General features: G+C 43.9%; 18 protein-coding genes. 9 read left to right on the top strand and 9 right to left on the bottom strand.

The features are described 5' to 3' along the window. Positions 1 to 346 precede the first annotated feature (346 nt). Positions 347 to 3,601 carry a bifunctional proline dehydrogenase/L-glutamate gamma-semialdehyde dehydrogenase PutA gene (gene putA / locus JFC10_RS05120; protein ID WP_198331957.1) on the top strand — a complete coding sequence of 1,085 codons (3,255 nt, stop codon included), beginning with the start codon at positions 347 to 349 and terminating at the stop codon, positions 3,599 to 3,601. A gap of 11 nt (positions 3,602 to 3,612) precedes the next feature. Next, entirely contained in the window at positions 3,613 to 4,305 is a 693-nt protein-coding gene (locus tag JFC10_RS05115; RefSeq protein WP_198331956.1) for a 1-pyrroline-5-carboxylate dehydrogenase, read from the top strand. Positions 4,306 to 4,479: 174 nt separating this feature from the next. Here the strand turns inward: JFC10_RS05115 and JFC10_RS05110 are convergent, their stop codons facing one another. After that, on the bottom strand, positions 4,480 to 5,652 hold the full coding sequence (locus JFC10_RS05110; protein WP_198331955.1) for a cupin domain-containing protein: 1,173 nt from the start codon (positions 5,650 to 5,652) through the stop codon (positions 4,480 to 4,482). Between the two features lie 165 nt (positions 5,653 to 5,817). On the opposite strand from JFC10_RS05110, the gene JFC10_RS05105 reads away from it, so the two are divergent. Continuing rightward, positions 5,818 to 6,003 carry an NF038104 family lipoprotein gene (locus JFC10_RS05105; RefSeq protein WP_193012413.1) on the top strand — a complete coding sequence of 62 codons (186 nt, stop codon included), beginning with the start codon at positions 5,818 to 5,820 and terminating at the stop codon, positions 6,001 to 6,003. Between the two features lies 1 nt (position 6,004). On the opposite strand, the gene JFC10_RS05100 is transcribed toward JFC10_RS05105, so the two are convergent. The 3 genes from JFC10_RS05100 to mnmA all read right to left on the bottom strand — a co-directional run bounded on the left by JFC10_RS05100 (position 6,005) and on the right by mnmA (position 9,518). Further along, complete coding sequence (locus JFC10_RS05100) at positions 6,005 to 6,643, bottom strand: DUF2238 domain-containing protein (protein WP_198331954.1); 639 nt, start codon at positions 6,641 to 6,643, stop codon at positions 6,005 to 6,007. A gap of 43 nt (positions 6,644 to 6,686) precedes the next feature. Next, on the bottom strand, positions 6,687 to 8,078 hold the full coding sequence (gene purB, locus JFC10_RS05095; RefSeq protein WP_198331953.1) for an adenylosuccinate lyase: 1,392 nt from the start codon (positions 8,076 to 8,078) through the stop codon (positions 6,687 to 6,689). A 213-nt stretch (positions 8,079 to 8,291) separates the two neighbouring features. Next, the gene (gene mnmA / locus JFC10_RS05090) at positions 8,292 to 9,518 is read right to left on the bottom strand and encodes a tRNA 2-thiouridine(34) synthase MnmA (protein ID WP_198332050.1); all 1,227 of its coding nucleotides are present in this window, start codon (positions 9,516 to 9,518) and stop codon (positions 8,292 to 8,294) included. Between the two features lie 264 nt (positions 9,519 to 9,782). On the opposite strand from mnmA, the gene ispF reads away from it, so the two are divergent. The 6 genes from ispF (at position 9,783) to JFC10_RS05060 (ending at position 16,068) form a co-directional block, all read left to right on the top strand. Then, positions 9,783 to 10,283 carry a 2-C-methyl-D-erythritol 2,4-cyclodiphosphate synthase gene (gene ispF / locus JFC10_RS05085; RefSeq protein ID WP_193012411.1) on the top strand — a complete coding sequence of 167 codons (501 nt, stop codon included), beginning with the start codon at positions 9,783 to 9,785 and terminating at the stop codon, positions 10,281 to 10,283. Between the two features lie 189 nt (positions 10,284 to 10,472). Beyond that, positions 10,473 to 10,823, top strand: a complete 351-nt coding sequence (grxD, locus tag JFC10_RS05080) for a Grx4 family monothiol glutaredoxin (RefSeq protein ID WP_193012410.1) — start codon at positions 10,473 to 10,475, stop codon at positions 10,821 to 10,823. A 227-nt stretch (positions 10,824 to 11,050) separates the two neighbouring features. Beyond that, positions 11,051 to 11,581, top strand: a complete 531-nt coding sequence (locus JFC10_RS05075) for a hypothetical protein (RefSeq protein WP_193012409.1) — start codon at positions 11,051 to 11,053, stop codon at positions 11,579 to 11,581. Between the two features lie 255 nt (positions 11,582 to 11,836). Then, on the top strand, positions 11,837 to 13,732 hold the full coding sequence (gene mnmG, locus JFC10_RS05070; protein ID WP_198331952.1) for a tRNA uridine-5-carboxymethylaminomethyl(34) synthesis enzyme MnmG: 1,896 nt from the start codon (positions 11,837 to 11,839) through the stop codon (positions 13,730 to 13,732). Between the two features lie 283 nt (positions 13,733 to 14,015). Then, complete coding sequence (locus JFC10_RS05065; RefSeq protein ID WP_193012257.1) at positions 14,016 to 14,975, top strand: AEC family transporter; 960 nt, start codon at positions 14,016 to 14,018, stop codon at positions 14,973 to 14,975. A 61-nt stretch (positions 14,976 to 15,036) separates the two neighbouring features. Next, entirely contained in the window at positions 15,037 to 16,068 is a 1,032-nt protein-coding gene (locus JFC10_RS05060) for an ornithine cyclodeaminase family protein (protein ID WP_198331951.1), read from the top strand. A gap of 142 nt (positions 16,069 to 16,210) precedes the next feature. Here the strand turns inward: JFC10_RS05060 and JFC10_RS05055 are convergent, their stop codons facing one another. The 5 genes from JFC10_RS05055 to katG form a co-directional block, all read right to left on the bottom strand. Continuing rightward, positions 16,211 to 16,384 (bottom strand): hypothetical protein, encoded by a 174-nt coding sequence (locus tag JFC10_RS05055; protein ID WP_198331950.1) that lies wholly within the window; start codon positions 16,382 to 16,384, stop codon positions 16,211 to 16,213. A 48-nt stretch (positions 16,385 to 16,432) separates the two neighbouring features. Beyond that, positions 16,433 to 17,434 (bottom strand): LLM class flavin-dependent oxidoreductase, encoded by a 1,002-nt coding sequence (locus JFC10_RS05050; protein WP_198331949.1) that lies wholly within the window; start codon positions 17,432 to 17,434, stop codon positions 16,433 to 16,435. A 339-nt stretch (positions 17,435 to 17,773) separates the two neighbouring features. After that, a complete protein-coding gene (locus JFC10_RS05045; protein WP_198331948.1) occupies positions 17,774 to 20,323 on the bottom strand; it encodes a membrane-bound PQQ-dependent dehydrogenase, glucose/quinate/shikimate family in 2,550 nt (849 codons plus the stop codon). A gap of 211 nt (positions 20,324 to 20,534) precedes the next feature. Further along, a complete protein-coding gene (locus JFC10_RS05040; protein WP_198331947.1) occupies positions 20,535 to 21,464 on the bottom strand; it encodes a LysR substrate-binding domain-containing protein in 930 nt (309 codons plus the stop codon). A gap of 248 nt (positions 21,465 to 21,712) precedes the next feature. Continuing rightward, on the bottom strand, positions 21,713 to 23,890 hold the full coding sequence (katG, locus tag JFC10_RS05035) for a catalase/peroxidase HPI (protein ID WP_198332049.1): 2,178 nt from the start codon (positions 23,888 to 23,890) through the stop codon (positions 21,713 to 21,715). Positions 23,891 to 24,680 lie beyond the last annotated feature (790 nt).

Genomic DNA, 24,680 nt, shown 5'->3' with positions numbered 1-24,680 from the left:
ACCACCCAAGATGGCAGGTTTTTTATTGCTAAAGCAGCGATATCTGATCATCACACTCCTTTCACTACAAACAAGAAGAAGGCACTAATGCCGCTTAGCTGTTCGTTGTTGCCTTTGTATTGTTAACGTAGCCCGTTTAACAGTCGAACGACCTACTTAACCGTTTCCAGCCCGTGCTGGATTTTCTCGTTTTGTGATGGCGCCGTTTGGTCTTTTGATTATTGCTGTAAGTATCCGTCGATAGCCATCATCTAAATGAATGATGGTGATAGGTAGTTATACAAGACGATCAGACTTCCTAAAGCACTATTTATGATGGTTTTTAAACGATAGTTATGGAGTTGTTATGAACCCAGTAGACCAGTTTACCCCGCAAGAGCCGATTTTGTTTAATCCTGTCGATTTGCTATCGCCAGACTACATTGCCCAGTCGTCAGAAACGCTGCACGCCCGTATTTCGCCGTTGTATAGCGTTGATGAAGAGCGCTGGTTGTCCACGTTATTGCCACTTGCTAAACCCAGCACAGAAGAACGTGACGCCGCTGCTGAGCAAACGCGCCAGCTGGTCGAACATGTACGTAATGATGGCAAAGCGGTCAAGATGGTTGACTCGTTATTGCTTGAGTATAGCCTTGATACCCAAGAAGGTATCTTGCTGATGAGCTTGGCAGAAGCCTTGATTCGAGTGCCAGACAATTATACTGCTGATGCATTGATTCATGACAAAATGAGTGTGGCTGATTGGAAAAAGCACATCAAAAATGACAACGGTTTTATGGTCAATGCCTCAACATGGGGCATGATGATGACAGGCCGTGTCGTCAGTATTGACAGTAGCACCACAGCGTCAGGCTTTTTGGATCGTATGACCAAAAAGATGGGTGAGCCTGTTATTCGTAGTGCCATGCAAAAAGCCATGCGTATCATGGGTCATCAGTTTGTATTGGGCGAGACCATCGAAGACGCCAATAAAAATAGCCAACCTTATCGTAATAAAGGCTATACCTATTCGTTTGATATGCTCGGCGAAGCGGCTATTGCTCATAAAGACGCTGAAAAATACTTCAATGACTACTTGCATGCGATCAGAGCCACTGCCAGTATCAAAGTCAAAGAAGGCATGCCTAAGCCGTCAGTGTCTATCAAACTGTCAGCATTGCATCCTCGCTATGAAGCCACACAAGAAGCTCAAGTCATGGGTCTATTGCGTCAACGTTGCTTGTTGCTTATTGAAGCGGCACGTGAAGTCAACGTTGATCTTAGTATCGATGCCGAAGAAGCCGACCGCCTTGAAATTTCTTTAAAACTATTTGAGTCTTTGTACCGTGATAACTTGACGGCTGGCTGGGATGGTTTAGGTATCGTCGTGCAAGGTTACTCTAAACGCGCTATCGCTGTATTAGCTTGGCTTGCTCGTTTGTCTACTGAAGTGGGAGACCGTATTCCAGTACGTCTGGTAAAAGGCGCCTATTGGGATACTGAGATCAAGCTTGCCCAGCAAAAAGGTCTGTCAGGCTATCCTGTTTGGACACGTAAAGAAGGCACAGATACCGCCTATCTTGCCTGTGCGCGTTTCTTATTATCAGATCATCTGCGCGGATTGATTTGGCCACAGTTTGCGACACACAATGCCCATACCCTAGCGTCAATTATGACCATGAGTAAGCATAGAGACTTTGAGTTTCAGCGTCTGCATGGCATGGGTGATGCTCTTTATGATCATATCTTACAAGCCTATCAAATTCCGGTACGTATCTATGCCCCAGTTGGCGCGCATAAAGATTTGCTGCCGTACTTGGTTCGCCGCTTGCTCGAAAATGGTGCCAACAGCTCGTTTGTCCATCAGCTATTAGACAAGTCTTATCCGATTGAGAAGCTGACAGTACATCCCTATGACAAGCTACTGTCTAATGCGACATTGCACAATCCAGAGATTCCGTTGCCGTTAGAGATTTATGGTGCGCGCCGTGCTAGTTTTGGACCTAATATCTTTGTAGAGTCACAATGGCTGCCCTTTAAATCTGCTATCGATAGCCATTTGGATAAAACTTGGTCGGCGACGTCCATCGTCAATGGCAAAGCAATTGATGAATATGAAGTAGATGGCGTAACGCATAAGCTTGAGACTCAAACCGTACGTGCACCTTGGAACCATGAAGTAAGTGCTGGCGAAGTGACCTATGCCAACGCTGAAGTGGCGCGCCAAGCAATTGATGTTGCTGTAGCAGGTCAAAGTGTCTGGCAAGCAGTATCAGCTGCTAAGCGTGCTGAAATATTGCGTAAGATAGCTGATCTCTATGAAGAAAACTACGCTGAGCTAATGGCGCTATGCCAAGTGGAAGCTGGTAAGACCATGCAAGATGGTATCGATGAGATCAAAGAAGCCGTTGATTTCTGCCGTTTTTATGCCGATGAAGCAGAGCGTCTAGACGATGTCATGCATGAATTCACCGATTTGGCTGGCAAGCAATCTCGTCAAGTTTATAAACCACGGGGCACCTTTGTCTGTATTAGCCCATGGAACTTTCCATTGGCTATCTATACTGGTCAAATCGTAGCGGCACTAGCAGCAGGCAATACGGTTGTGGCGAAACCTGCCGAACAAACCAGCTTGATTGCTCATTTTGGTGCCCAGCTAATGTATCAAGCAGGCGTACCAACAGAAGCCTTACAGTTAGTGATCGGTGCTGGCGATGTTGGTGGAGCACTAACAGCCGCTGATAATATCGCAGGTGTGATATTTACGGGGTCAACCCAAACCGCTCAACGTATTAACAAAAGCCTAAATGATCATGCGCAAGCCAGTGGTGAACTGCCCGTCTTCATCGCCGAAACAGGCGGTCAGAATGCTATGATTGTCGATTCAACAGCATTGCCAGAACAAGTGGTTAGAGATGCTGTACTATCTGCATTTGGTTCAGCAGGTCAGCGTTGCTCAGCTTGCCGAATATTGTGCGTGCAAGAAGAAATGGCTGATAATTTAATTGAGCTATTACAAGGTAATATGGCTGAGCTATCAGTAGGCAATCCATTATACGCTGCCACAGATGTGGGCCCAGTGATTGATGCGGATGCCAAGCACGGTCTGGAAGCGCATATTGAGCGTATGGATGCTGAGCCAACGGCGACTATCTTGGCACAGACACCAATGAGCTCAAGCTCAGTTGTCAGCCAAGAAAATTCTACCTTTGTATTGCCAACAGCGATCGAAGTGAAAAGTATCGACGTGATCGGTGGTGAGCATTTTGGCCCAATTTTGCATGTATTGCGCTATCAAGCACGTGATCTGAATAAGTTGATTGATGCCATCAACGCGACAGGCTTTGGCTTGACCTTGGGTATTCATAGCCGTATCGAAAATACTGCTGAGCACATCGAGCGCCGTGCTTTTGTAGGCAATACCTATATCAACCGTAACCAAATCGGTGCAGTCGTAAACGTACAACCATTCGGTGGTTGTGGTCTGTCTGGTACGGGTCCTAAAGCTGGTGGCCCGCATTATGTCGCACGTCTAATGCAGCTTAGCTCAGAGTCAAATAGCCGCAACCAGACAAATGCTAATACCACTACCCAAACCACCCCTCAAACAGAACTCGCATAAGGAGTAGCAACATGGCGACTGAATTCAAAAAAAATCATGCCCAGGTTTGTGAATCTTGGCGATTACTTGGCGCAGTGAATCGCGCAACATATCTGCAAGCGGCTATTCCGAAGTTGGCGCTGCTGACTGGTGATGCCAATAAAGCAAAGCGTTTGTTCAATCATCTATTGAGCGCCGCGCCTAGCTTGGATGAGGTGCATCGCATGACTGGTGCAACTGGTGAGTCTAACGATCTATATGTTACTGGTCGTGGTAAGACCATGGTTATTGGCGGTGAATCTGCTAGAGCCATGGCAGTATTAGGACAGCTCATAGCGGCACTATTGACAGGCAATGAAGTCATACTGCATTGCCCAAGCCAAGATGAGATGTGCAATGAAGCTGCCAAGATACTCTATGATGCAGGTATCAGCGATGATGTCTTGAGTGTTGCCAATGACTCGCAAACCGTCACGCTTTTATATATCGATCGTCTGGCGCAAGTGGCAGTCTCTGGTAGCGGAAGTGAAGTGCAGGCTATTAGTCAAGAGCTTGCCAATACCGATGGCATCTTAACTCAAGTGATTAGCGTTACCGATATGGAAGGCCTATCAGAGATGTTACCGCCTGATTATCTGCATCGTTTTGTCACTGAGCGCGTCAAAACAATCAATACCACAGCTATCGGTGGTAATGCTAGCTTGCTTGAGCTTGGTACAGAATAACCGTATTAATTACAAACCCGCTTAGCTCTTATATCCGTTTTGATAAGTGCTAAGCAGTGTTTGGTGTCGCTATTAATAGCAAATAAGATGTATAAGAAAAAACCGCTATCTGAGCAATTGTCAGATAGCGGTTTTTTTATTTGCGTTATTTGATTAATGTTTGATTAAGAGATGTTATTCAGCAATATCAATCCATACCCAACCGTTCTCTAGCCATTCGCTCAAATCATCTGTATCAACATCGGTGATATCTTGATTATTTAGGTGTTCGCCATTAGCCAGACGCACCAATACCGCTATTGCTGCCTCGTCAAGCCCGTCGATGCGCTGACCATTGGCATATAGTACGATGCCATCATTAGTCTGGCTATAGAGCAAACGATTGCTATAGTCCGCTTGTAATGTGGCACCTTCTGCTAGAGCTTGCATTAGCTCATCCGTATCCAGTGTATCCTCTGGCATCAGCGCATCATATTGGCGCTTGCTGACGACTTCAGAAACTGCTTGACGAATGATGTCATCACCACGCTCAGACTGTAGCATTTGTAATAGCTGATCTTTGATTGCATTGATGCTGCTCGTTTGCAAATTACCTGATGCTTGCAGCGCTTGTGGCAGCAGCATTGGGATAAATAAATCGCTGTCGTTGGTGGCGATATCAGCTAAGCTGTCGATGATTTGCATCAAGTTTGGACGACGACAGCCAAAAGAGAAAGTCAAACAGTCATCTTCTGCGACACCAAAGTGCGACAGCTTTGGCGGTACATAAAGGACGTCACCTGCCTCTAGTATCTCATCAAAGATAATCTCGCCCATATCATCAAACAATCGAATCGGCTCATCGGCGACAAACTCGGTATTTTTATCACAGAATTTGCCCAGTTGCCAACGTCTAGCCCCAAACCCTTGCGCTAAAAACACATCATAATCGTCATAGTGTTTGCCGACTGAACCACCTTTTGGCGCATAGGAAACCATGATGTCATCACGTTGCCATTGCGGAATAAAGTCAAAGGTTTGCCACAATTGACCAAGCTCAGGTGACCACTGTTCCATATTCTGCACCAGCACTGTCCACTGTTCTGGCAGGTTCTCAAAATCATTTTCGCTTAGTGGGCTCTTTTTGAGTTGCCACTGCGCTTGACCTTCTTTTTTATTTGCTGCTTGAGTGAGTAAACGCGCCGAGGCGTCTTCTTCTAAGGCTAGACCAAGCATGTCGTCGGGTTCAAACATGCCAATTAGCTGTGGCAAACCTTGTTTAATCAAGAGTGGCTTTTTTTGCCAGTATTCGCTTAAAAATTGCTCAGGAGTGATAGAGTCGGGTAAACAAAGAGGTGTAGAGGTCATGGGTAAATCCGTGTCTGTAAATAGGTGTGATATTAATGGAGTATGAGATTAAAAGTAAGGATTGCTTTATAGGACGGTTTTAATAGTTTATGATTATCACCTAACAGATGGCCATCACTTAAATGATGATTATCGTCAGCGCATTCAATTAATCGTAGGAAATTTATGAAAAAACTGCATTTTATCGTCATCATCGCTAGTGTGTTTTTACTACAAGCCTGTGTGCACAAGATAGTAACCGTACCAGCTAAAATTGCTTATAAAACGACCAAGGGTGTGGTCAAAGGCACCGTCGCTGTCGGTAAAGCAATCATACCGGGCGATAGTGATGATGACAAAAAAGAAGATTGATTTATAATTTGATCATAGATCGTTTACGGGTTTGAAAAAGAACCATCGCTGCTGCAATTAGCCCACCGAGTAATGCTAAAGCCATGTCTTTGTGGGCATCCCAAATATCACCTTGTTGACCATTATAAGCTTCAGCGGCTTCCGGTGACAACGTTGTCGCAATTCCCCATTCAATGAGCTCGTAAAGCAGACTTGATGACATATTCATCATGAGCGCAATGGCTATTAAAAGTTTGACTGATCGAATCTTAAAGATAAATTTTGCGCTTTCAACCATCGCATTGAATAGCAACAGTCCATAGCTAAAATGTACCAGCCTGTCATACATATTACGCTGCCAACCAAAAAATTCGCCCAGTTGTACGCCGAATAGCTGTTGTGTCCAATCATCGTAAGGTACATACGAATATAAATAGCGTGCGCCGATAATATGAATGAATAGAAATATGACAGCAAGCACATAAGAGCGCGAGCTGATATACCAATAGCGATAGGCAACGAGTATTAATGCTAAAAAAAGCAGTGTACCCAGTTGATGCAGCAGGTAACTTGACCAATCTAGAGGCGCAATGCTTGCCAGCACCATGACGATAAATACCGCCATAGTACTGACAATCACAGAGTTGACGTTTCGAGGCATTTGTACGCTTGTCTAATCATTAGTTATTATTAATAGCTAATGATTAAAGCTTAGCAATCCACTCTTTAATGGTACGTGCTTGCTCCGCCGCATTACCAGTGTAAGTAGCAGGCGTCAATGCGCGTAGACGTGCTTTATCAGCATCGCTAACAGCTGATAGCTCATCGCTTTCCACAAAAGTTAGCATGGCTTCACGAGTCATGGCATTACCACGGGTTAAGGCTTTTAGCTTCTCGTATGGGTTTTCAACACGGTAGCGACGCATGACGGTTTGAATTGGCTCTGCCAATACTTCTTGTGCATTGTCCAAATCGTCATTTAAGCGCTGCGCATTTAACTCAAGTTTGCTGACACCTTTTAGGCAAGCATCAAAAGCAATCATGCTTTGTGCCAGACCAACACCGATATTACGTAATACGGTAGAGTCTGACAAATCACGTTGCATACGTGAAATCGGTAGTTTTTCGCCCAAATGAGCCAGCATGGCATTGGCAACGCCCAAGTTACCTTCAGAGTTTTCAAAATCAATCGGGTTGACTTTATGAGGCATAGTAGAAGAGCCCACTTCACCATCTTTTAGGCGCTGTTTAAAATAGCCTAAGCTAATATATTGCCAAATGTCACGGTTAAAATCGATTAGGATGGTATTGAAACGTTTGACTGCATCAAATAGTTCAGCGATATAGTCATGCGGCTCAATCTGAGTCGTATAAGGGTTGAATGTTAGTGCTAAACGCTGGTCAATAAACTGCTCAGCATGAGTCTGCCAATCAACATCAGGATACGCTGAAAAATGGGCATTGTAGTTGCCAACCGCGCCATTGATTTTACCCAATAGCTCTACTTGATTTACTTGCTTAATTTGGCGAGCTAAGCGATAGGCGACGTTCGCCATTTCTTTACCAAGCGTCGTTGGGCTTGCCGTCTGACCATGGGTGCGTGATAGCATTGGCTGGTCAGCATGAGCAATTGCCAAATCAACGATGCTATCGGTCACTTGCTGCATTTTAGCAACCACAATCTCGCGGCTATCTTTTAGCATTAACGCATAAGACAAGTTATTGATGTCTTCACTAGTACAGGCAAAATGAATAAATTCTAGCGAGTCAATCAAAGCATCCTGACCGCGGAATTTGTCTTTGATAAAGTACTCAACGGCTTTCACATCGTGGTTGGTTGTCGCTTCAATATCTTTAATGGCTTGTGCGTCCGCTTCGCTGAAATCATCAACGATGCTATTTAAAAAGGCATTGGTGTCGGCATCAAATGCTGCTAATTCACCAATAGCACTGTTATCCGCCAATGATTGTAACCAGCGAATCTCGACGGTAACGCGGGCTTTAATTAGACCAAATTCAGATAAATAAGGACGCAAGCTATCAGCCTTTGATGCGTAACGACCATCAATTGGAGAGAGAGCGGTAAGTGGGGTCATGGTTATGCCTCAGTAGTTATGAAATAAAAAACTGCAAGAGTCTAGATAAAAAATTACCATATAAAAAACGACGTCGAAATCGTTGCGCGTAATATAGCAGAAATATGATATTAAAAAAGCGGTCTATTCAAATAAAGCGCTGTTGAAGCTCGTTAAAACTATGCTATTCACTGCATCAACATCTGTGTTTTAGATTGCAATTTTAGGAAGCACTTAAAATCTACATGGCGCATCAATAGAGGCGATGACGCCGCCGCCCAAACAAACCTCATCAATATAGAAGACTGCTGACTGACCTGGCGTTACTGCACGTTGCGGCGCATCAAATATCACTCTTACTTCCAATCCTTTATCATCAACAGCAAACACACGACAGGCTTGGTCTGGCTGACGATAGCGCGATTTTGCCATACAACGTAAGCCGTCTTCGCTAAATATATCGGCAGGGGGCAGACCGTCGATCCAATCGAGCTTATAAGCTTGCAACTCATTACTAAGCATCATGGGATGCTCGTGACCTTGTCCAACGATCAAACGGTTGTTGTCCAAGTCTTTTGCCAATACAAACCAAGGCTCTTCAGGACGGTCTTTGACACCACCAATACCAATACCGCCACGCTGACCTAACGTGTAATACATCAAGCCATCATGTTGACCGATGATATGACCATCGTCAGTGACGATATCGCCTTTTTGAGCGGGCAAGTACTGTTGCAAAAAGTCTTTAAAACGGCGCTCACCAATAAAGCAGATACCGGTTGAATCCTTTTTGTTGGCGGTAATCAAGTCATGTTCTTCAGCAATTTGACGTACAACAGGCTTTTCAAGCTCACCAACGGGGAACAGCGTCTTAGCGATTTTATCGCCGCCAACCGCATGTAAAAAGTAACTTTGGTCTTTATTGTTATCAAGCCCGCGTAATAGCTGCGCAACTTCAGCGCCGTTGTTATTTTTGTAATTTACGCTGCGGCGCGTATAGTGACCAGTGGCGATGTAATCTGCACCTAGCGTCAAAGCATAGTCTAAAAATGCTTTAAACTTGATTTCTTTGTTGCACAAGATATCAGGATTTGGCGTACGACCCGCTTTATATTCCGCTAAAAAATGCTCAAAAACGCGGTCCCAATATTCCATTGCGAAGTTAGCGGTGTGCAACTTGATACCGATTTTGTCACACACCGCTTGTGCGTCTGCTAGGTCATCCATAGCCGTACAGTATTCGGTGCCGTCATCTTCTTCCCAGTTTTTCATAAACAGACCTTCGACTTTAAAGCCTGCCTGCTGAAGTAAAACGGCTGATACAGAAGAATCGACCCCACCTGACATACCAACGATCACATGCTTAGTGCTAGGATTGTCAATATCCGCAAGGGTTAGAGGGCGATGAGCATTGAAAGACTCAGAAGTGGTGATGCTTGAGGTGTTTGGCATGGCTGACATAAAACGGCTCAACTATTTATACCTTTTCAAAAATTTAAAACGTCGATAAAAATCCGTGCACCGACTACGATTTATAGCCTCAGCAAGTTGATAGGGACAGTTTTTCTTTTGGATTGGGTATTATGATAAAATAAACGTCATATTATACCAGTTAATTGAAACTGGTGGCGACCGATGGTGTCTGGCTGCTAGTAAAATAGCTTTGAAAATACAGATAGTGGTTTTGAATTATTTTAATTACCTTTAACTTATCTTGGAATAATAATGATAAAAATTGGTCAAGGTATCGACGTTCACGCTTTTCATAATAATGGTCAGCAGCAGCAATATGTGATGCTAGCAGGGGTGCCGATTGAGCACACTCACAGTTTGCTCGCACACTCTGATGGAGATGTGGTGCTGCATGCACTTGCTGATGCACTGCTTGGTGCATTGGCGCTTGGAGATATCGGTCAGCATTTTCCTGATACGGATGCTGCCCATGCAGGCTTGGATTCTCGAGTCTTGCTACGTTATGTCTATAGTAAAGTGCAAGAGGCCGGTTACAGCCTAGGCAATGCCGATATCACTGTGATGTGTGAGCGTCCAAAGCTAGCACCGCACAATCAAGCGATGCGCGATAATATTGCTAGTGACTTACAAACGGCTATCAGTAATATCAGTGTAAAAGCCACCACCACTGAAAAATTGGGATTTACTGGTCGACAAGAGGGCATCATGGCCAATGCCGTGGTATTATTAGTGCCTAATGCTGTTCGTCCCTAATGCTGTTCGTCCCTAATGCTGTTCGTCCCTAATGATGGCGAACCTAGCAAGGTAGCGACTGGCTAAAACAGTATAAAATAATGCTTGTAATACAGGGGCAATCACCCCATGTATCAGCTATATATTCACATAATTATTTTGTAATACAAATAATCATTTTAATGAACCGCTTTATCAATAGGAGCTTTTATGAGTGAGCAAACCCCAAATACTGCTGCAAACGACGTTGAACAATTGATCCGTGATCAAATCCGCGATAATAAAGTTATTATTTACATGAAAGGTACGCCGCAATTTCCGCAGTGTGGGTTTTCAGCACGCTCTATTGAAGTGTTGACTCAGATTGGTCGTCCATTTGCCTTTGTGAATATTTTAGAAAATCCAGAAATCCGTGCAACGTTACCAAAAGTTGCTAACTGGCCAACGTTTCCACAATTATGGATCGATGGCGAGTTGATGGGTGGATCAGACATCATCTTGCAAATGTATCAATCAGGCGAGTTAAAGCCATTGGTTGAAGCAAACAGTCCTGCTGCTTAATACTTAAGAATGTTATTTGAATACTTTTGATATCCAAATAAATTTTGTAAGGTACAAGCACAGTAAACCCAAGTAGTCATTTAATGGCTGTTTGGGTTTTTTATTGTCTATATTATTGTCTATATTATTGTCTCTACGCGTCAGGGTATTTAGGCTTCATTGTTTTTGTAGGATTTACCCCCATATAGTGTCCAAGGTAATTATCATACATATAATAAGAGAAGCTTATGAATCATCAAGAAGTTGACCAGTCAGACGCGCAAAAAGAAGCTGCTGAGCAAGCAGCCATTGAAAAGCGCCGTGAGCGATTAAAAAACGAATCCACGCGTATTATTGAGATTGCAAGCAACGAAGCCAATTCAGCACTGAAGTGTATTCATCAGCTTAGTGTGGCAGGCGGTGCGACAGAAGCGACCTATATCGCTATTGAGCAGCGCATCGTCGCGGATCAAGATTCTGCGGGTGCTTACCATTTAGCATTATTGGCACAGAATACGCCAGATTTACCTATCGATGCGCGTCAACTTATTGAGTTGGTCGTTAATAAAGGCGACAACCAGCAGCGTCTGGCATTGCTTAAAAACTTGCTATTACCACCAGTGGACATGATTAAAGAGCAAATTTTGGCCAGTAATGATGGTGATGCCATTGGCTTGATGAATGCTTATTTACAGATTAATCCAGAAGGCTATGGCAGTCAGCATATGCTGAGCAGTGGTCAATCAGATCAAATTGTTCCGCTGAGCCCTGGTAACTAGATGCTAGTTATTAAGTTACTAGGTTTCTAGTGACTAAATTTAATGATGATGTTTAACATTTAATATGAATAGTTTTTACTCTGTCGTTTTTTAAGCATCAAAAAATTGTTATAATGATGGGTTAGCAATCCAATATCTAACGGCTTTTCTAAGTCGTTAACTTTTTAAATCCGACTGACGTTTATTTACCAATCACCATGCTATTTGATAATAGGTTTTGGCTAACGGTAGCGTTATGAGTCAAGTGAGGCGTATATGCAATACCCAAAAAATTACGACGTGGTAGTGATCGGTGGTGGTCATGCTGGCACAGAAGCTGCTTTGGCAGCCGCACGTATGGGTGCGCAGACCTTGCTGTTGACACATAATATTGAGACGCTCGGGCAGATGAGTTGTAATCCAGCGATTGGTGGCATCGGCAAGTCACACCTAGTACGTGAGATTGATGCGTTGGGTGGTGCGATGGCTCTAGCAACCGATAAAGCTGGTATTCAGTTTCGCGTATTGAATAGCCGTAAAGGTGCTGCAGTGCGTGCCACGCGTGCACAAGCAGATCGTATCCTTTATAAAGCAGCCATTCGTCATACGCTAGAAAATCAGCCAAACCTTGACTTATTTCAGCAAGCCGCTGATGATATCTTGGTGGAAAATGGTCGTGCAACGGCTGTTGTGACTTCTACAGGTATTGTTTTTAAGACTGAAACGGTTGTATTAACTTCAGGGACTTTTTTAGGTGGAGTTATTCATATCGGCCTAGAAAACTCAAATGGTGGACGTGCAGGGGATCAGCCTTCTATCAAGCTTGCTGACCGTTTGCGTGAGCTTAAGCTACCAGTGGGTCGTTTAAAAACAGGCACGCCAGCACGTATTGATGCGCGTACTGTCGACTTCAGTGTAATGACCGTACAGCCAGGTGATACTCCGCTACCAGTGATGAGCTATATGGGCGACGTCTCTATGCATCCTGAGCAGGTCAACTGCTATATCACTCATACCAATGCGCGTACCCACGATATTATCCGTGAAAACCTTGATCGCTCACCGATGTTCTCTGGAAAAATCGAAGGTGTAGGCCCACGTTATTGTCCGTCTATCGAAGATAAAATTCATCGTTTCGCGGATAAAGACAGCCATCAGATCTTTATCGAACCAGAAGGCTTGACCACGCATGAGTTATATCCGAATGGTATCTCAACCAGTTTGCCATTTGATGTGCAGTTAGACTTTATTCATAGTATGAAAGGCTTAGAAAACGCCCATATTACCCGTCCAGGTTATGCCATTGAGTATGATTACTTTGATCCGCAAAATCTAAAGCCAACGCTCGAAACCAAATCTATTGATCGTTTATACTTCGCTGGGCAAATCAATGGGACGACTGGCTATGAAGAAGCGGGTGTGCAGGGTCTACTAGCAGGTACTAATGCGGCACTTGTTACCACTAATAATAGTGAGTTTGAGACGTGGACACCGCGCCGTGATGAAGCGTATCTTGGTGTATTGGTTGATGATTTGATTACGCATGGTACGACCGAGCCATATCGTATGTTTACTAGCCGTGCAGAATATCGTTTATTACTACGCGAAGACAATGCGGATCAACGCTTGACTGAAACGGGTCGCAAGCTTGGTTTGGTTGACGATGTGCGCTGGCAAGCGTATCAAGAAAAAATGGAAGCCATCACTACGGAAACCTCACGTTTAAAAGATATGTGGGCAACCCCTGCCAATGCATTAGGCAAAAAAGTGACAGAGCAAACGGGCGAGGTGCTGTCGAAAGAGGCAACTGCTTTTGATTTACTGAAGCGTCCGCAGATCCACTTTGCGGATATTGCTGCTATCACTGACTCAACAGTTGATGCCCAAGTGGGTGAGCAGATAGAGATTTCTGTCAAATACGCGGGCTATATTGATCGTCAGCAAGAAGATATTGATCAGATGAAGCGTCTAGAAAATACGGCGCTGCCAATGGACTTTGATTATAGCGTGGTATCAGGCTTATCAAATGAGATTGTACAGAAATTGACGCAAGTACGTCCTGCGACACTTGCTCAAGCTGGACGAGTCAGTGGTGTGACGCCTGCGGCCATTCAATTATTAGCTATGACGGTGAAAAAACAGAAAAAAGCAAAGGCAGCCTTAGATTCATAATAGCAGCACAAAAAATATAAGTAGTATGCAAAAAGCCCGTAACGACATCTCGTTACGGGCTTTTTTATCATAAATAAAATAATGTAAATAAAACAATCATAAAAGAAAGCAGTTTATAACCTTGTTTTGCTTACTGCTTTGTCTCTATACTAGGTTCACAGATTGCCATAGTTAACGTATTTATAACTACACTGTGGCGACTATATTACCCTCCTTATTCATTATTAATTTATCTCGCTGATGTCCATATCATGATGGGCTTGTCACCGAACTGAGCCTATTTATGATTGATGCTATTGTCTTTGCTATTACCATTGTCTTGCCCAACCTTGCCTTAATGTGGCTGGGTTTTTTTATGCAGAGACGCGGTGAGGCGAGCCAGACTTTTATTGATCAGGCATCGAGCTTTGTCTTTAATTACTGTTTGCCATGTTTACTTTTCTTTAGCGTCGTCGACAGTGATGTTGATTACAGCAAACAAATCACGCTGATAGTGGCTGGTATTTTAGTGACATTCATCTTGTTTATAGGTGCAGAGATTTACGCCAAATATTTTGTGAGTAAGCCTGCTGATCAAGGGGTGTTTGTACAAGGGATATTTCGGAGTAACATGGCCATTATTGGACTGGCAACGGTTGCTAATGCCTACGGAGAACGGGGCTTAAGCATCGGCGCTGTCTATATGGGTGTGGTGACGATATTATTTAATATCTTAGCGGTTATTACCCTCAGCCGTGTGTCTAAAAGTGTGGATGATACATGGCTCAGTCGCAGTACTATGATTGTCAAAAAACTATTCACGAATCCATTGATCATCGCATTGGTAGCGGCATTTGCTTATAAAGCGTTACCGCTGCCGCCTATTACGGGTGTGATTCATACTACGGGTGACTTACTGGCCGCAGTGGCATTGCCATTAGCGCTGATTTGCGCTGGTGCGAGTATTGATTTAAAGTCGATGTTGCACCCTTCAGGCTTGTCCATGCAGGCCAGTATTGGTCGTATTATCGTTGCTCCATTGATCGCTATTGCGATTGGATTTGGTTTTGGGCTATCAGGTGTGCATATGGGTGTATTGTTTTTGATGGTAGCCTCACCAACAGCTGCCGCCAGCTACGTGATGGCAAAAGCCATGGGTGGCAATGATATATTAGCAGCCAATATCTTAGCTTTTACCACCGTTGTAGGCATGTTTGGAATGGCAATTGGTGCGGCAATACTACGCGGGTTAGGATTAATGTAATAGCCGTTTTAGCATGATAAAACACGCCCTAATAATAAACCCATGAATAGGAGTACTCAAATTGCAACTACTAAACCAAGCAGTCGTGACCGAACATCTCAGTATGCAAGCCGCCATTGGTGTGATAGAAGCACTGTTACATCAGCAGGCAGCACATCCCGATTGGATCAAAGCACCTGAACGTTTGGTCATTGAAACTTTTAGTGAAGATGACGCACGCAGTTCAGGTTCGCATTTATCAATGCCCGCAACGATTTATGATGGTAAAAACGAGTATACAGCCGTCAAGCTGGTCACCATTTGTCCTGACAATCCGAGCCGTAATCTACCAACTACAACGGCGATTATTACCGTATCAAATAATGATAATGGTGAGATATTGGCAATTATGGATGGGGTTTATATTACCCAAGTGCGTACGGCAGCATTGTCGGGTATTGCGACCAAATATATGGCAAGCCCTGATTGCCAAAGTGTGGCAGTTGTAGGTTGTGGCGGTATGGCTTATGAGCAATTACATGCGGTCTTGACAGTACGTCCTGAGATTAAAACAGTGTACTTATGGAATAGAAGTAGGGAAGGTGCTGAGACTTTTAAAGCGAAATTCACTCGTGATTATCCGCAATGGGACGTTACTCTAACTGTTTTCGAAGATATTAATGATGCTGTCCGTGATGCGGACGTTATCAACGTCGCAACCCGCGCGACTGAAGGTTTATTTGATCTCAGTCATATTAAATCTGATGTGCATATCAACGCAGTTGGCGCTTATCAGCCTTCGATGAAAGAGATAAGTAATGATGTTATCGCCAGCAGTCGTATGGTTATTGTCGATGATTGGGCTGGCAGTCGCCACGAAGCAGGTGATTTAATTCAAGCGCATAATAGCGCCGATTGTACGTGGACATGGGATGATCTCAGCGGTGACCTACAGGCGCTGGTCACAGGGGCGCTACAAGAAAAAGCCGCTAAGTCTGATTACGGTGTTACGTTATTTAAATCAGTTGGAGCTGCCAGCTTTGATGCAGCAGTCGCTCTATATGTCGCACAACAAGCCGAACAAAAAAATCTTGGCTCGTCAGTGGCATGGTAATAACATTTACAATGTTAATGCTTAAAAATGCTGGTGTTTTTATAAGCTAATAAACCAAAAAGCCCTCTTTCCGAATAAGGAAAGAGGGCTTTGATATTTTTAAAAAGTAAGTTAGTACACCCTAATCCTATGTTGATGACCATTATGAATTTGGGTTGTCTCTATTTTGCTTGTCTTCGCGTCGTTGCTTACGCTCTGAACTGGTACGGTATGTTAAATAACCACCGATAGCCATCACCGCAAGAAAAGCTAGAATGTACATAAATATTGACGAGCCAATAAGCAATGAGGCACCGATAATAGGAGTTGCGTCCATGTCAAACATCCAGCTAAGGTTCATCAATAATTATGCAAGTGTCTTATTTCATTGTAAAGTAAATAAGTTTAGCTCTGGTGTAAGTTCAAGTGAACGCAAGCGTGCTGCTTGATCATAGATATTAGCAGTCACAATCAGCTCGTCTGGCTGATATGTTGCCAAAAATGCAGCAAGCTTCGGTTTAACAGTTTCGACAGAACCGATGAATGACACCGACAATGCGCTATCTACCATCATTTTTTCTGTTTGACTCCAGATGCTGTCCATATCGTGAGTGGGCTTGGGCATTTGACCCGTTTCACCACGGCGCAAGCGTACAAAGCTCTGCTGTGCTGAGGTAAAGTGATAGTTTGCAGTCGCATCATCATCAGCGAGTAGTAAATTCGCCGCTAGCATCACATAAGGCTTATCTAAATAGGCAGAAGGTTTGAACTGTTCACGATAGGCATTGATTGCTTGCCCCATCATTTGCGGTGCAAAGTGTGAGGCAAACACATATGGAAGTCCTAAATGCGCGGCTAAAGTCGCGCCAAAAAGGGACGAGCCTAATATCCAAATAGGAATGCCTGATTTTGCGCCGGGGAATGCTTGTACAGGACTGCCATCTGTATCATTACCTAAAAAATACATCAGCTCTTGTACGTCTTGTGGAAAACGCTCAGCATCTTTCATCTGACGGCGCAATGCCTGAAAAGTAGCGCCATCAGTGCCAGGTGCGCGTCCTAAACCTAAGTCAACGCGGTCGCCATACAATGCTTGTAAGGTGCCGAATTGCTCAGCGATTATGAGAGGCGCATGATTCGGTAGCATCACACCACCAGCGCCGATACGTATGCGCTTGGTTTGACTACCGATATGCGATAGTAGTACGGAGGTTGCTGCACTGGCGATGCCCGGCATATTATGGTGCTCTGCCATCCAATAACGATTTAAGCCAGATTTTTCTGCCTGCTGCGCGGTTTCAACCGTTTGGGCAATGCCTTCAGCGATGGTTTTACCTTCAGGTACGGGTGCTAGATCTAAAAAAGATAAAGGGATTTTGTTGCTCATAAATTATCCAGTAATGTGTTAATTATTTTCTACTGATATGCTTATGGTCAGTGCCAGTTTCAAGTGGCTCTAGTCAGTATTAATGAATGATAACAAAGTAGGCTAACTCTGTATTTAAGTCCACTTAACAATTATCAATGTGTGTCTATAGATATAAAGGTGCGTTTATATTGGTTGTAATACATTATGAAGATACCACAACCCTTATTGCGGCATAACATTATGATACTAAAAAAGCAGGCAACCTGAGTTACCTGCTTTTTTTGATTGGCTATTAATGAAACGGTAATGAATCGGATCATTAATGCTTTGCCAACATGACGTTATTTGGCTGAGTGGCTATTTAGATTGGTCACTAAGCTTATAGGCCATGACGTAATCGCCAATTTTTGTGCCAACTGAACCATGTCCACCAGCAACCAGTACTACCATCTGCTCACCTTTAGAGTTCAAGTAAGTCATTGGCGTGGCTTGACCACCTGCTGGAATACGAACATTCCAGAGTACATCACCATTCTTAAGGTCATAAGCTCGGAAGTTGTTTTCCGTTGCTGCTGACAAGAAGGCGACGCCGCCTTTAGTGATGATAGGTCCACCGATACCAGGTACACCTAGCTCCAATTTAATTGGGATAGGAGACAAGTCCTGTACGGTACCATTTTTGCGTTGATAAGCAATCTCGCCTGTAGCCAGATCAGCACCTGCTATTGTACCCCATGGTGGCTGCTGACAAGGTACGCCGAGCGGTGATAAAAATGGTCCCATTTCTACCGCATAATCTGCACCTTCATTGGCATTCACACCTTGTTCACCTTTATTGGTTTCAACATCCCCAAGTGTGTCTTTAGGAATGAGTTTTGAGGTAAAGGCAAGGTACGTTGGCATACCAAACATCACGCCATTTTCCGGATCAACAGCAAGTCCGCCCCAGTTGAAGGTACCAAAGTTACCAGGATAGACCAAAGTACCATTGGTTGATGGCGGTGTATAGCGACCGTCGTAATTGAGTTGATTGAACTCAATACGGCACATCATTTGATCGATGAGGCTGGCGCCCCACATGTCTTTCTCAGTCAATTTTTCAGGCTCAAAGCTCAAACCAGAGTAAGGTTGAGTGGGTGCTGCATGTTCGCCTGCGATCAGGTAACCCTGCGGTGCATCGCGCTCTTTGATAGGCACAATAGGCTCACCTGTTGCACGGTTCAAGACATATACATCACCTTGTTTGGTCGGTACAACCAAAGCAGGTTGGACCCCATCAGCCGTATCTAAGTCAAGTAACGTTGGCTGAGCAGGCGTATCCATATCCCAAAGATCATGATGGACAAACTGCTGGACCCAACGTGCTTCACCAGTTTTAAGGTCTAGCGCGACCACAGAAGTTGCATATTTTTCTTCAGCGGCATTTCGATAGCTACCTAGCTGATCAGGCGTACGATTGCCCATCGGGAAGTATGCCAATCCAAGCTCTTCATCGGCAGTGGCAACTGACCATGAATTTGGCGAGCTGGTTTTATACGTTTGGGTTGGATCATTGACATCAAAAGGTGCTGTGTTGTCAGGATCACCTGAATCCCAGTTCCACATCAGCTCACCAGTATTGACGTCATAAGCGCGAATGACACCTGATGGCGAATTGACATCATAGTTGTCATTAACAGCACCAGCCACAATAATCACACCGCCAGCTACAACTGGTGGCGACGTCGAGTAGTAGTAACCTGCTTGATTAAATGGCATGTTGTGCATCAAATCTAACGCACCATCTTCACCAAAATCTTGACAGCGTTGCCCAGTATTTGGATCGAGTGCATATAGTTTGGCATCAGAAGTTGGGATAAATATCTTGGCATCGCATTGCTTAGATGCATTTTCAAAAGTGTTACCAGCAATTTTCTGAACCATTGCATTACTGGTCGTAGTCGCTTTATTGGCAACAGCTACATCATTAGCACTATTACTGCTTGCCTGAACATTCACTGCTGGAGGAGTACTATCCGTGCCTGCTTGACCAGCATAGTAAGACACACCTCGACAGGTTTGATGTTGACGTTGTAGGTTTTTTTCTACTTTTGGATCAAACTTCCATAGTGTCTCACCAGAGTCAGCATCTAGTGCCATTACCCAGTTATGAGGCGTACATAGGTACAGCGCATTGCCAATTTTTAGCGGCGTTGCTTGATAAGTGGTCTCGCCGACATCGTCAGGACCTTTAACATCACCTGTTTGGATTTGCCAAGCCAACTCTAAATCTTTGACATTATCAGTGTTGATTTGAGTCAAAGGAGAGTAGCGTTGCCCATAGTTAGTACCACCATACGCGCTCCACTCGCCTTCGGGTGTTTGCTGACCATTTGATAATGGGTCACCAAGATTGGCAGAAGTGTCGTCTTTATTAGAGGCAGTTAAATCAAGTTCACCTAACTTGTCAGTAGCATTGTTTGCTAAGCTCCCAAAAGAGAGCAATGCACCTACAACCACACTAGCGAGCAACCCCCAATAATAAAGAGGGCTTTTCTTAACTGCATGTGTGGTTGATGTAGGATTAGCAGAGCTCGTCGATACCTGAGCCTTATCCCCACGCATCTTATCAGAGACCCACGGCAATAGCATGAGCAAACCAAATATGAGCGGGAAGCCAACACGAGGCGCTAGCGCCCACCAATAAAAACCAGATTCCCAAAGTGCCCAAACAATGGTTGCTACTATAAAGATAGCGTAGAGTCCGTAAGCGCTCCAATGTTTTTTGAACAATAAAAATGCTGTCGTTAGCATGGCAATGCCAGCAAAAAGATAGTACGGACTACCGCCTAGAGAGAGCAAGTAAGCACCGCCGACAAGCAAAGGGACGGCAAAAACTGCCATAATGATCGCTACGAATTTTTCCATGAGCGGTATAACCTGTTTACATAAGATCAAATGGACATGCAGTGATCGACACCCAGTAACAGTCATTAATAATGAGATGTCTAGGCGTCCAGCAATACATGCATAAATAAAAAATAGAACGTTGAATAACGTTCTAGACTGTATTTTATCACTTATGCATAAGATCGGTAAAGGTGGAGCAAGATAAGAGTGTCTGTTTAGCAGGATTGTTTTAGTTGTTGAATTGTTTCTGACACAGCTCCATAAAGGCACGACCGTATTGGCGAATTTCCGCATCGTCGCGTACTGCCATCCAACTGGTAAAGCGTCCAAAATGATCCACTGGTATGGCAGTTAGGTTTTGATAATGGCTTGGCTCAAACGCCATTTCTGCGATAATACCAATGCCTAGGCCAAGACCTACATAAGTACTAATCACGTCAGCATCGAGCGCCGCTAGGACGATATCTGGCTCTAAACCTGCCTCTTCGAAAGTTTTGTCAATCGCGCCGCGTCCTGTGAAGCCGCCGTGATAGGTCACAATTGGATAGCTAGCAAGGGTAGGTAAATCGATAGATTCTTGATTGGCAAGTTCATGATCGCTGGGTACGATGACGCGATGTGTCCAGTCATAATAACGGTAGCATCTGAGATAGTTATTATGCAGTAACGACTCGGTTGCAATGCCAATGTCTGCCTGCCCGCGAATGACCATCTGCGCGATGGTCTCCGGATCTGCCTGTTGTAAGATTAGATTTACTTTAGGAAAGCGATCCTTAAACTCTTTAACCACTTGCGGCAATACATAACGTGCTTGCGTGTGAGTCGTAGCAATCGTTAATGTGCCCATATTTGGGTTATTAAAATCAAGACTCAGGTTTTCAATGGTACGGATCTCGGCGAAGATAGATTCGATATGCGGCATCAGTGCTGTGCCCATGGTCGTAAGGCCCGTTAGGCGTTTGCCTTGACGAACGAATACTTCAGTTTTGAGCTGATTTTCAAGTGCCGCAATATGTTTTGATAGGCTAGATTGACTGGTGTGTAGTACGGTCGCCGCTTGACTTAAGTTATAGCCATTAATCACCGTATGCCATACTGTTTCCAACTGTTTGAGCTGAATCTGTAAATGCCGCTGATTGACCACTACGTCGATTGCCATAACTAAATCCTATTGAATAAATATACAAACCCTGTCTGTATACAAAAGTGAAAATGTACAAATATGCAGTAAGCAGGTAGTGTAAAACAAAGCTATTATTCTTGTATATACTTAATGGTTATCTATTTATATTTATTTGGAATATAGAATGAGTGGTTTGTCCGTTGCTAGAAGTAAACCATTACAATAAAAAACCCTCCATTAAAGAGGGTTTTTTAAGATAAAGGCGTATCGATTTCAGTGGATTTTTAGCTAAAACGATCGGCATTCATCACTTTATTCCACGCATTTACAAAGTCATGAACGAATTTTTCTAGATTGTCGTCTTGTGCGTAGAGCTCAGCGTAAGCACGCAAGATAGAGTTTGAGCCAAATACTAGATCTACACGGCTGGCTTGCCATTTTACATTGCCAGTAGCACGCTCACGTACTTCATAGAGGGCAGGGGCATCATTGTTATCTGTCTTAACGGGATGCCAAGAATAGCTCATGTCTGTCAAATTCACAAAGAAGTCATTGCTAAGCGTGCCAGCACGTTCAGTAAAGACACCTTGTTGGCTCTGAGCATAGTTGGTATCAAGGACACGCATACCACCGATTAAAACGACCATTTCGGGTGCAGTCAAGCCCATCAGCTGAGTACGATCTAATAACAGCTCTTCAGGAGAAACAGCGTAGTCTTCTTTGACCCAGTTACGGTAGCCATCATGTAGTGGCTCTAAATCAGAGAAGCTCTCTATTTCAGTCATCTCATCGCTAGCATCACCGCGACCTGCGGTAAACGGTACAGTAACCTTTACACCCGCATCGTTTGCTGCTTGTTCAATAGCCGCATTACCAGCCAACACAATAAGATCAGCCAAACTCACATCTTTGTCAAACTCAGCTTGAATGCTTGTCAATGTCTCAAGCACACGTCGTAGTTGTTCTGGCTCATTACCTAGCCAGTCTTTTTGCGGGGCTAAACGAATGCGTGCACCATTGGCACCGCCGCGATAGTCTGAAGCACGGAACGTACGAGCGCTGTCCCAAGCAGTAATAATGAATTCGCGATGATCGATACCACTGTCTAGTATCTGTGCTTTTAAGATCGCAATATCATCAGCGCTCAGATTAACATTGACCTGTGGAATTGGATCCTGCCATATGAAATCTTCACTTGGCACATCCGCACCTAAATAGCGAGATTTTGGCCCCAAATCACGATGGGTAAGCTTAAACCAAGCTTTTGCAAATACTTCATCGAAATATTCTGGATTTTGATGAAAGTGCTCTGAAATTTTACGGTAAGCAGGGTCTTTAATCATTGCCATATCAGCGTCGGTCATGATTGGGTTGCGGCGTACACTTGGATCATGTGCATCCAAAGGACGATCTTCTTCCTTGATATCGATAGGCTCCCACTGCCAAGCACCAGCAGGACTCTTAGTCAGTGCCCACTCATGATTTAACAGTAATTCAAAATACTCATGATCCCATTGGGTCGGATGCGTGGTCCATGCACCCTCGATACCACTTGAGACGGTGTCGCCAGCATTGCCCGTACCTTTAGGATTGCGCCAACCTAGACCTTGTTCTTTGATATCAGCAGCTTCTGGCTCATCTTCTAATAAGGTGGCATCACCATTACCATGACATTTACCAACTGTGTGACCACCAGCAGTCAAGGCAACCGTTTCTTCATCATTCATTGACATACGAGCAAAAGTGGTACGAATATCTTGCGCTGTTTTGATTGGGTCAGGATTACCATCGACACCTTCTGGGTTGACGTAGATCAATCCCATCTGTACTGCTGCTAAAGGGTTCTCTAGCGATTCACGCTTATTATCATCTTCATAACGATTTTTGGTTGCAGCAAGCCATTCACGCTCAGAACCCCAATAGATATCTTTTTCTGGATGCCAAATATCAGCGCGTCCACCAGCAAAACCTAAAGTCTTAAAGCCCATAGATTCATAAGCCATATTACCCGCTAGGATCATCAAATCTGCCCAAGAAAGTTTATTACCATACTTTTTCTTGATCGGCCATAATAGACGACGTGCTTTGTCCAAGTTGACATTGTCCGGCCAGCTGTTCAATGGAGCGAAGCGTTGATTGCCAGTGTTAGAACCACCACGGCCGTCAGAGCGCCGATAAGTACCGGCAGAGTGCCAAGCCATACGAATCATCAACCCACCATAATGACCCCAATCTGCTGGCCACCATGCTTGTGACTCAGTCATTAGGTTTTTTAAATCAGTTTTAACCGCTTCTATATCAAGTTGTTTAAAAGCCTCAGCATAGTCAAAGTCTGCACCCATTGGATTGGTTTTTTTATCTTGCTGATGCAAGATATCTAAATTTAAAGCATTGGGCCACCAGTCGGTTGCTGCCGACGCGTTCGTAGTATGTGCTTGGTGCATGACAGGACAGCCGCCCATACTATGACGCTGCGGTGCGTGCGTCTGATCGACGTTTTCACTGTGAATCGTCGGGCCTTGGTCGTCACCTTGATCATACGTTGTGTTGGTTGATACATCCTTGTTGCTACCTTCGTGATTTACGGGGCAACCAGCGGTATCTTGCGCTGTATTTTTGTCAGTTGGGGTGTTGGTTGAATCAGACATAGTAAAACTCCTAGGCTATGATAATAAAAAGAACGAATAGTTAATCGAGATAATCATTGTCTATACAAAGAGCATAACGAAGCACTGTATATTTATAAAACTAATATATAAGAATTATAAGTTTTAAATTATTAATCATGGAATCTTTGTGTGGTAACTCATTCAGCTTGCTATTAACGCCACTGTTCGTATTACTGGGTAAGATGGTGATAAGCCAATCAAGCTTGTGATGACTCTACCTCTATCTATATATTACCTATAAATAAAAGCATTGTCAGACATCTTTAATGAGAGAAATTGGTAAGAAAACTTATGGATAACCTAACATTAGGGAAAGATTGATATAACCTGTGTTACTACTTCGAAATATAAGCCACCGTGCAAGCGCCACAATCAGTCAGTTAGTGCAAAAACATCTAGTCAACGTAGAGGTTCTCAAGTACCATAATTCAATTTTGTTGTAATGGCTGTATTTGTGCAACGTTAAGCAATTTTTATCGATCCCGTTTGTCAGTGCTATTTATCAGTGTCAGTTACCGATAGATGATGCTAATGATTGATAAAAATTGTGCGCAGTTGTGTTCTTTATCTTAAGTGTTGGTGA

The organism is Psychrobacter aquimaris (assembly GCF_016107525.1).
Taxonomy (GTDB): Bacteria; Pseudomonadota; Gammaproteobacteria; order Pseudomonadales; family Moraxellaceae; genus Psychrobacter; species Psychrobacter aquimaris.
This window is presented reverse-complemented; position numbering and strand designations above follow the sequence as displayed.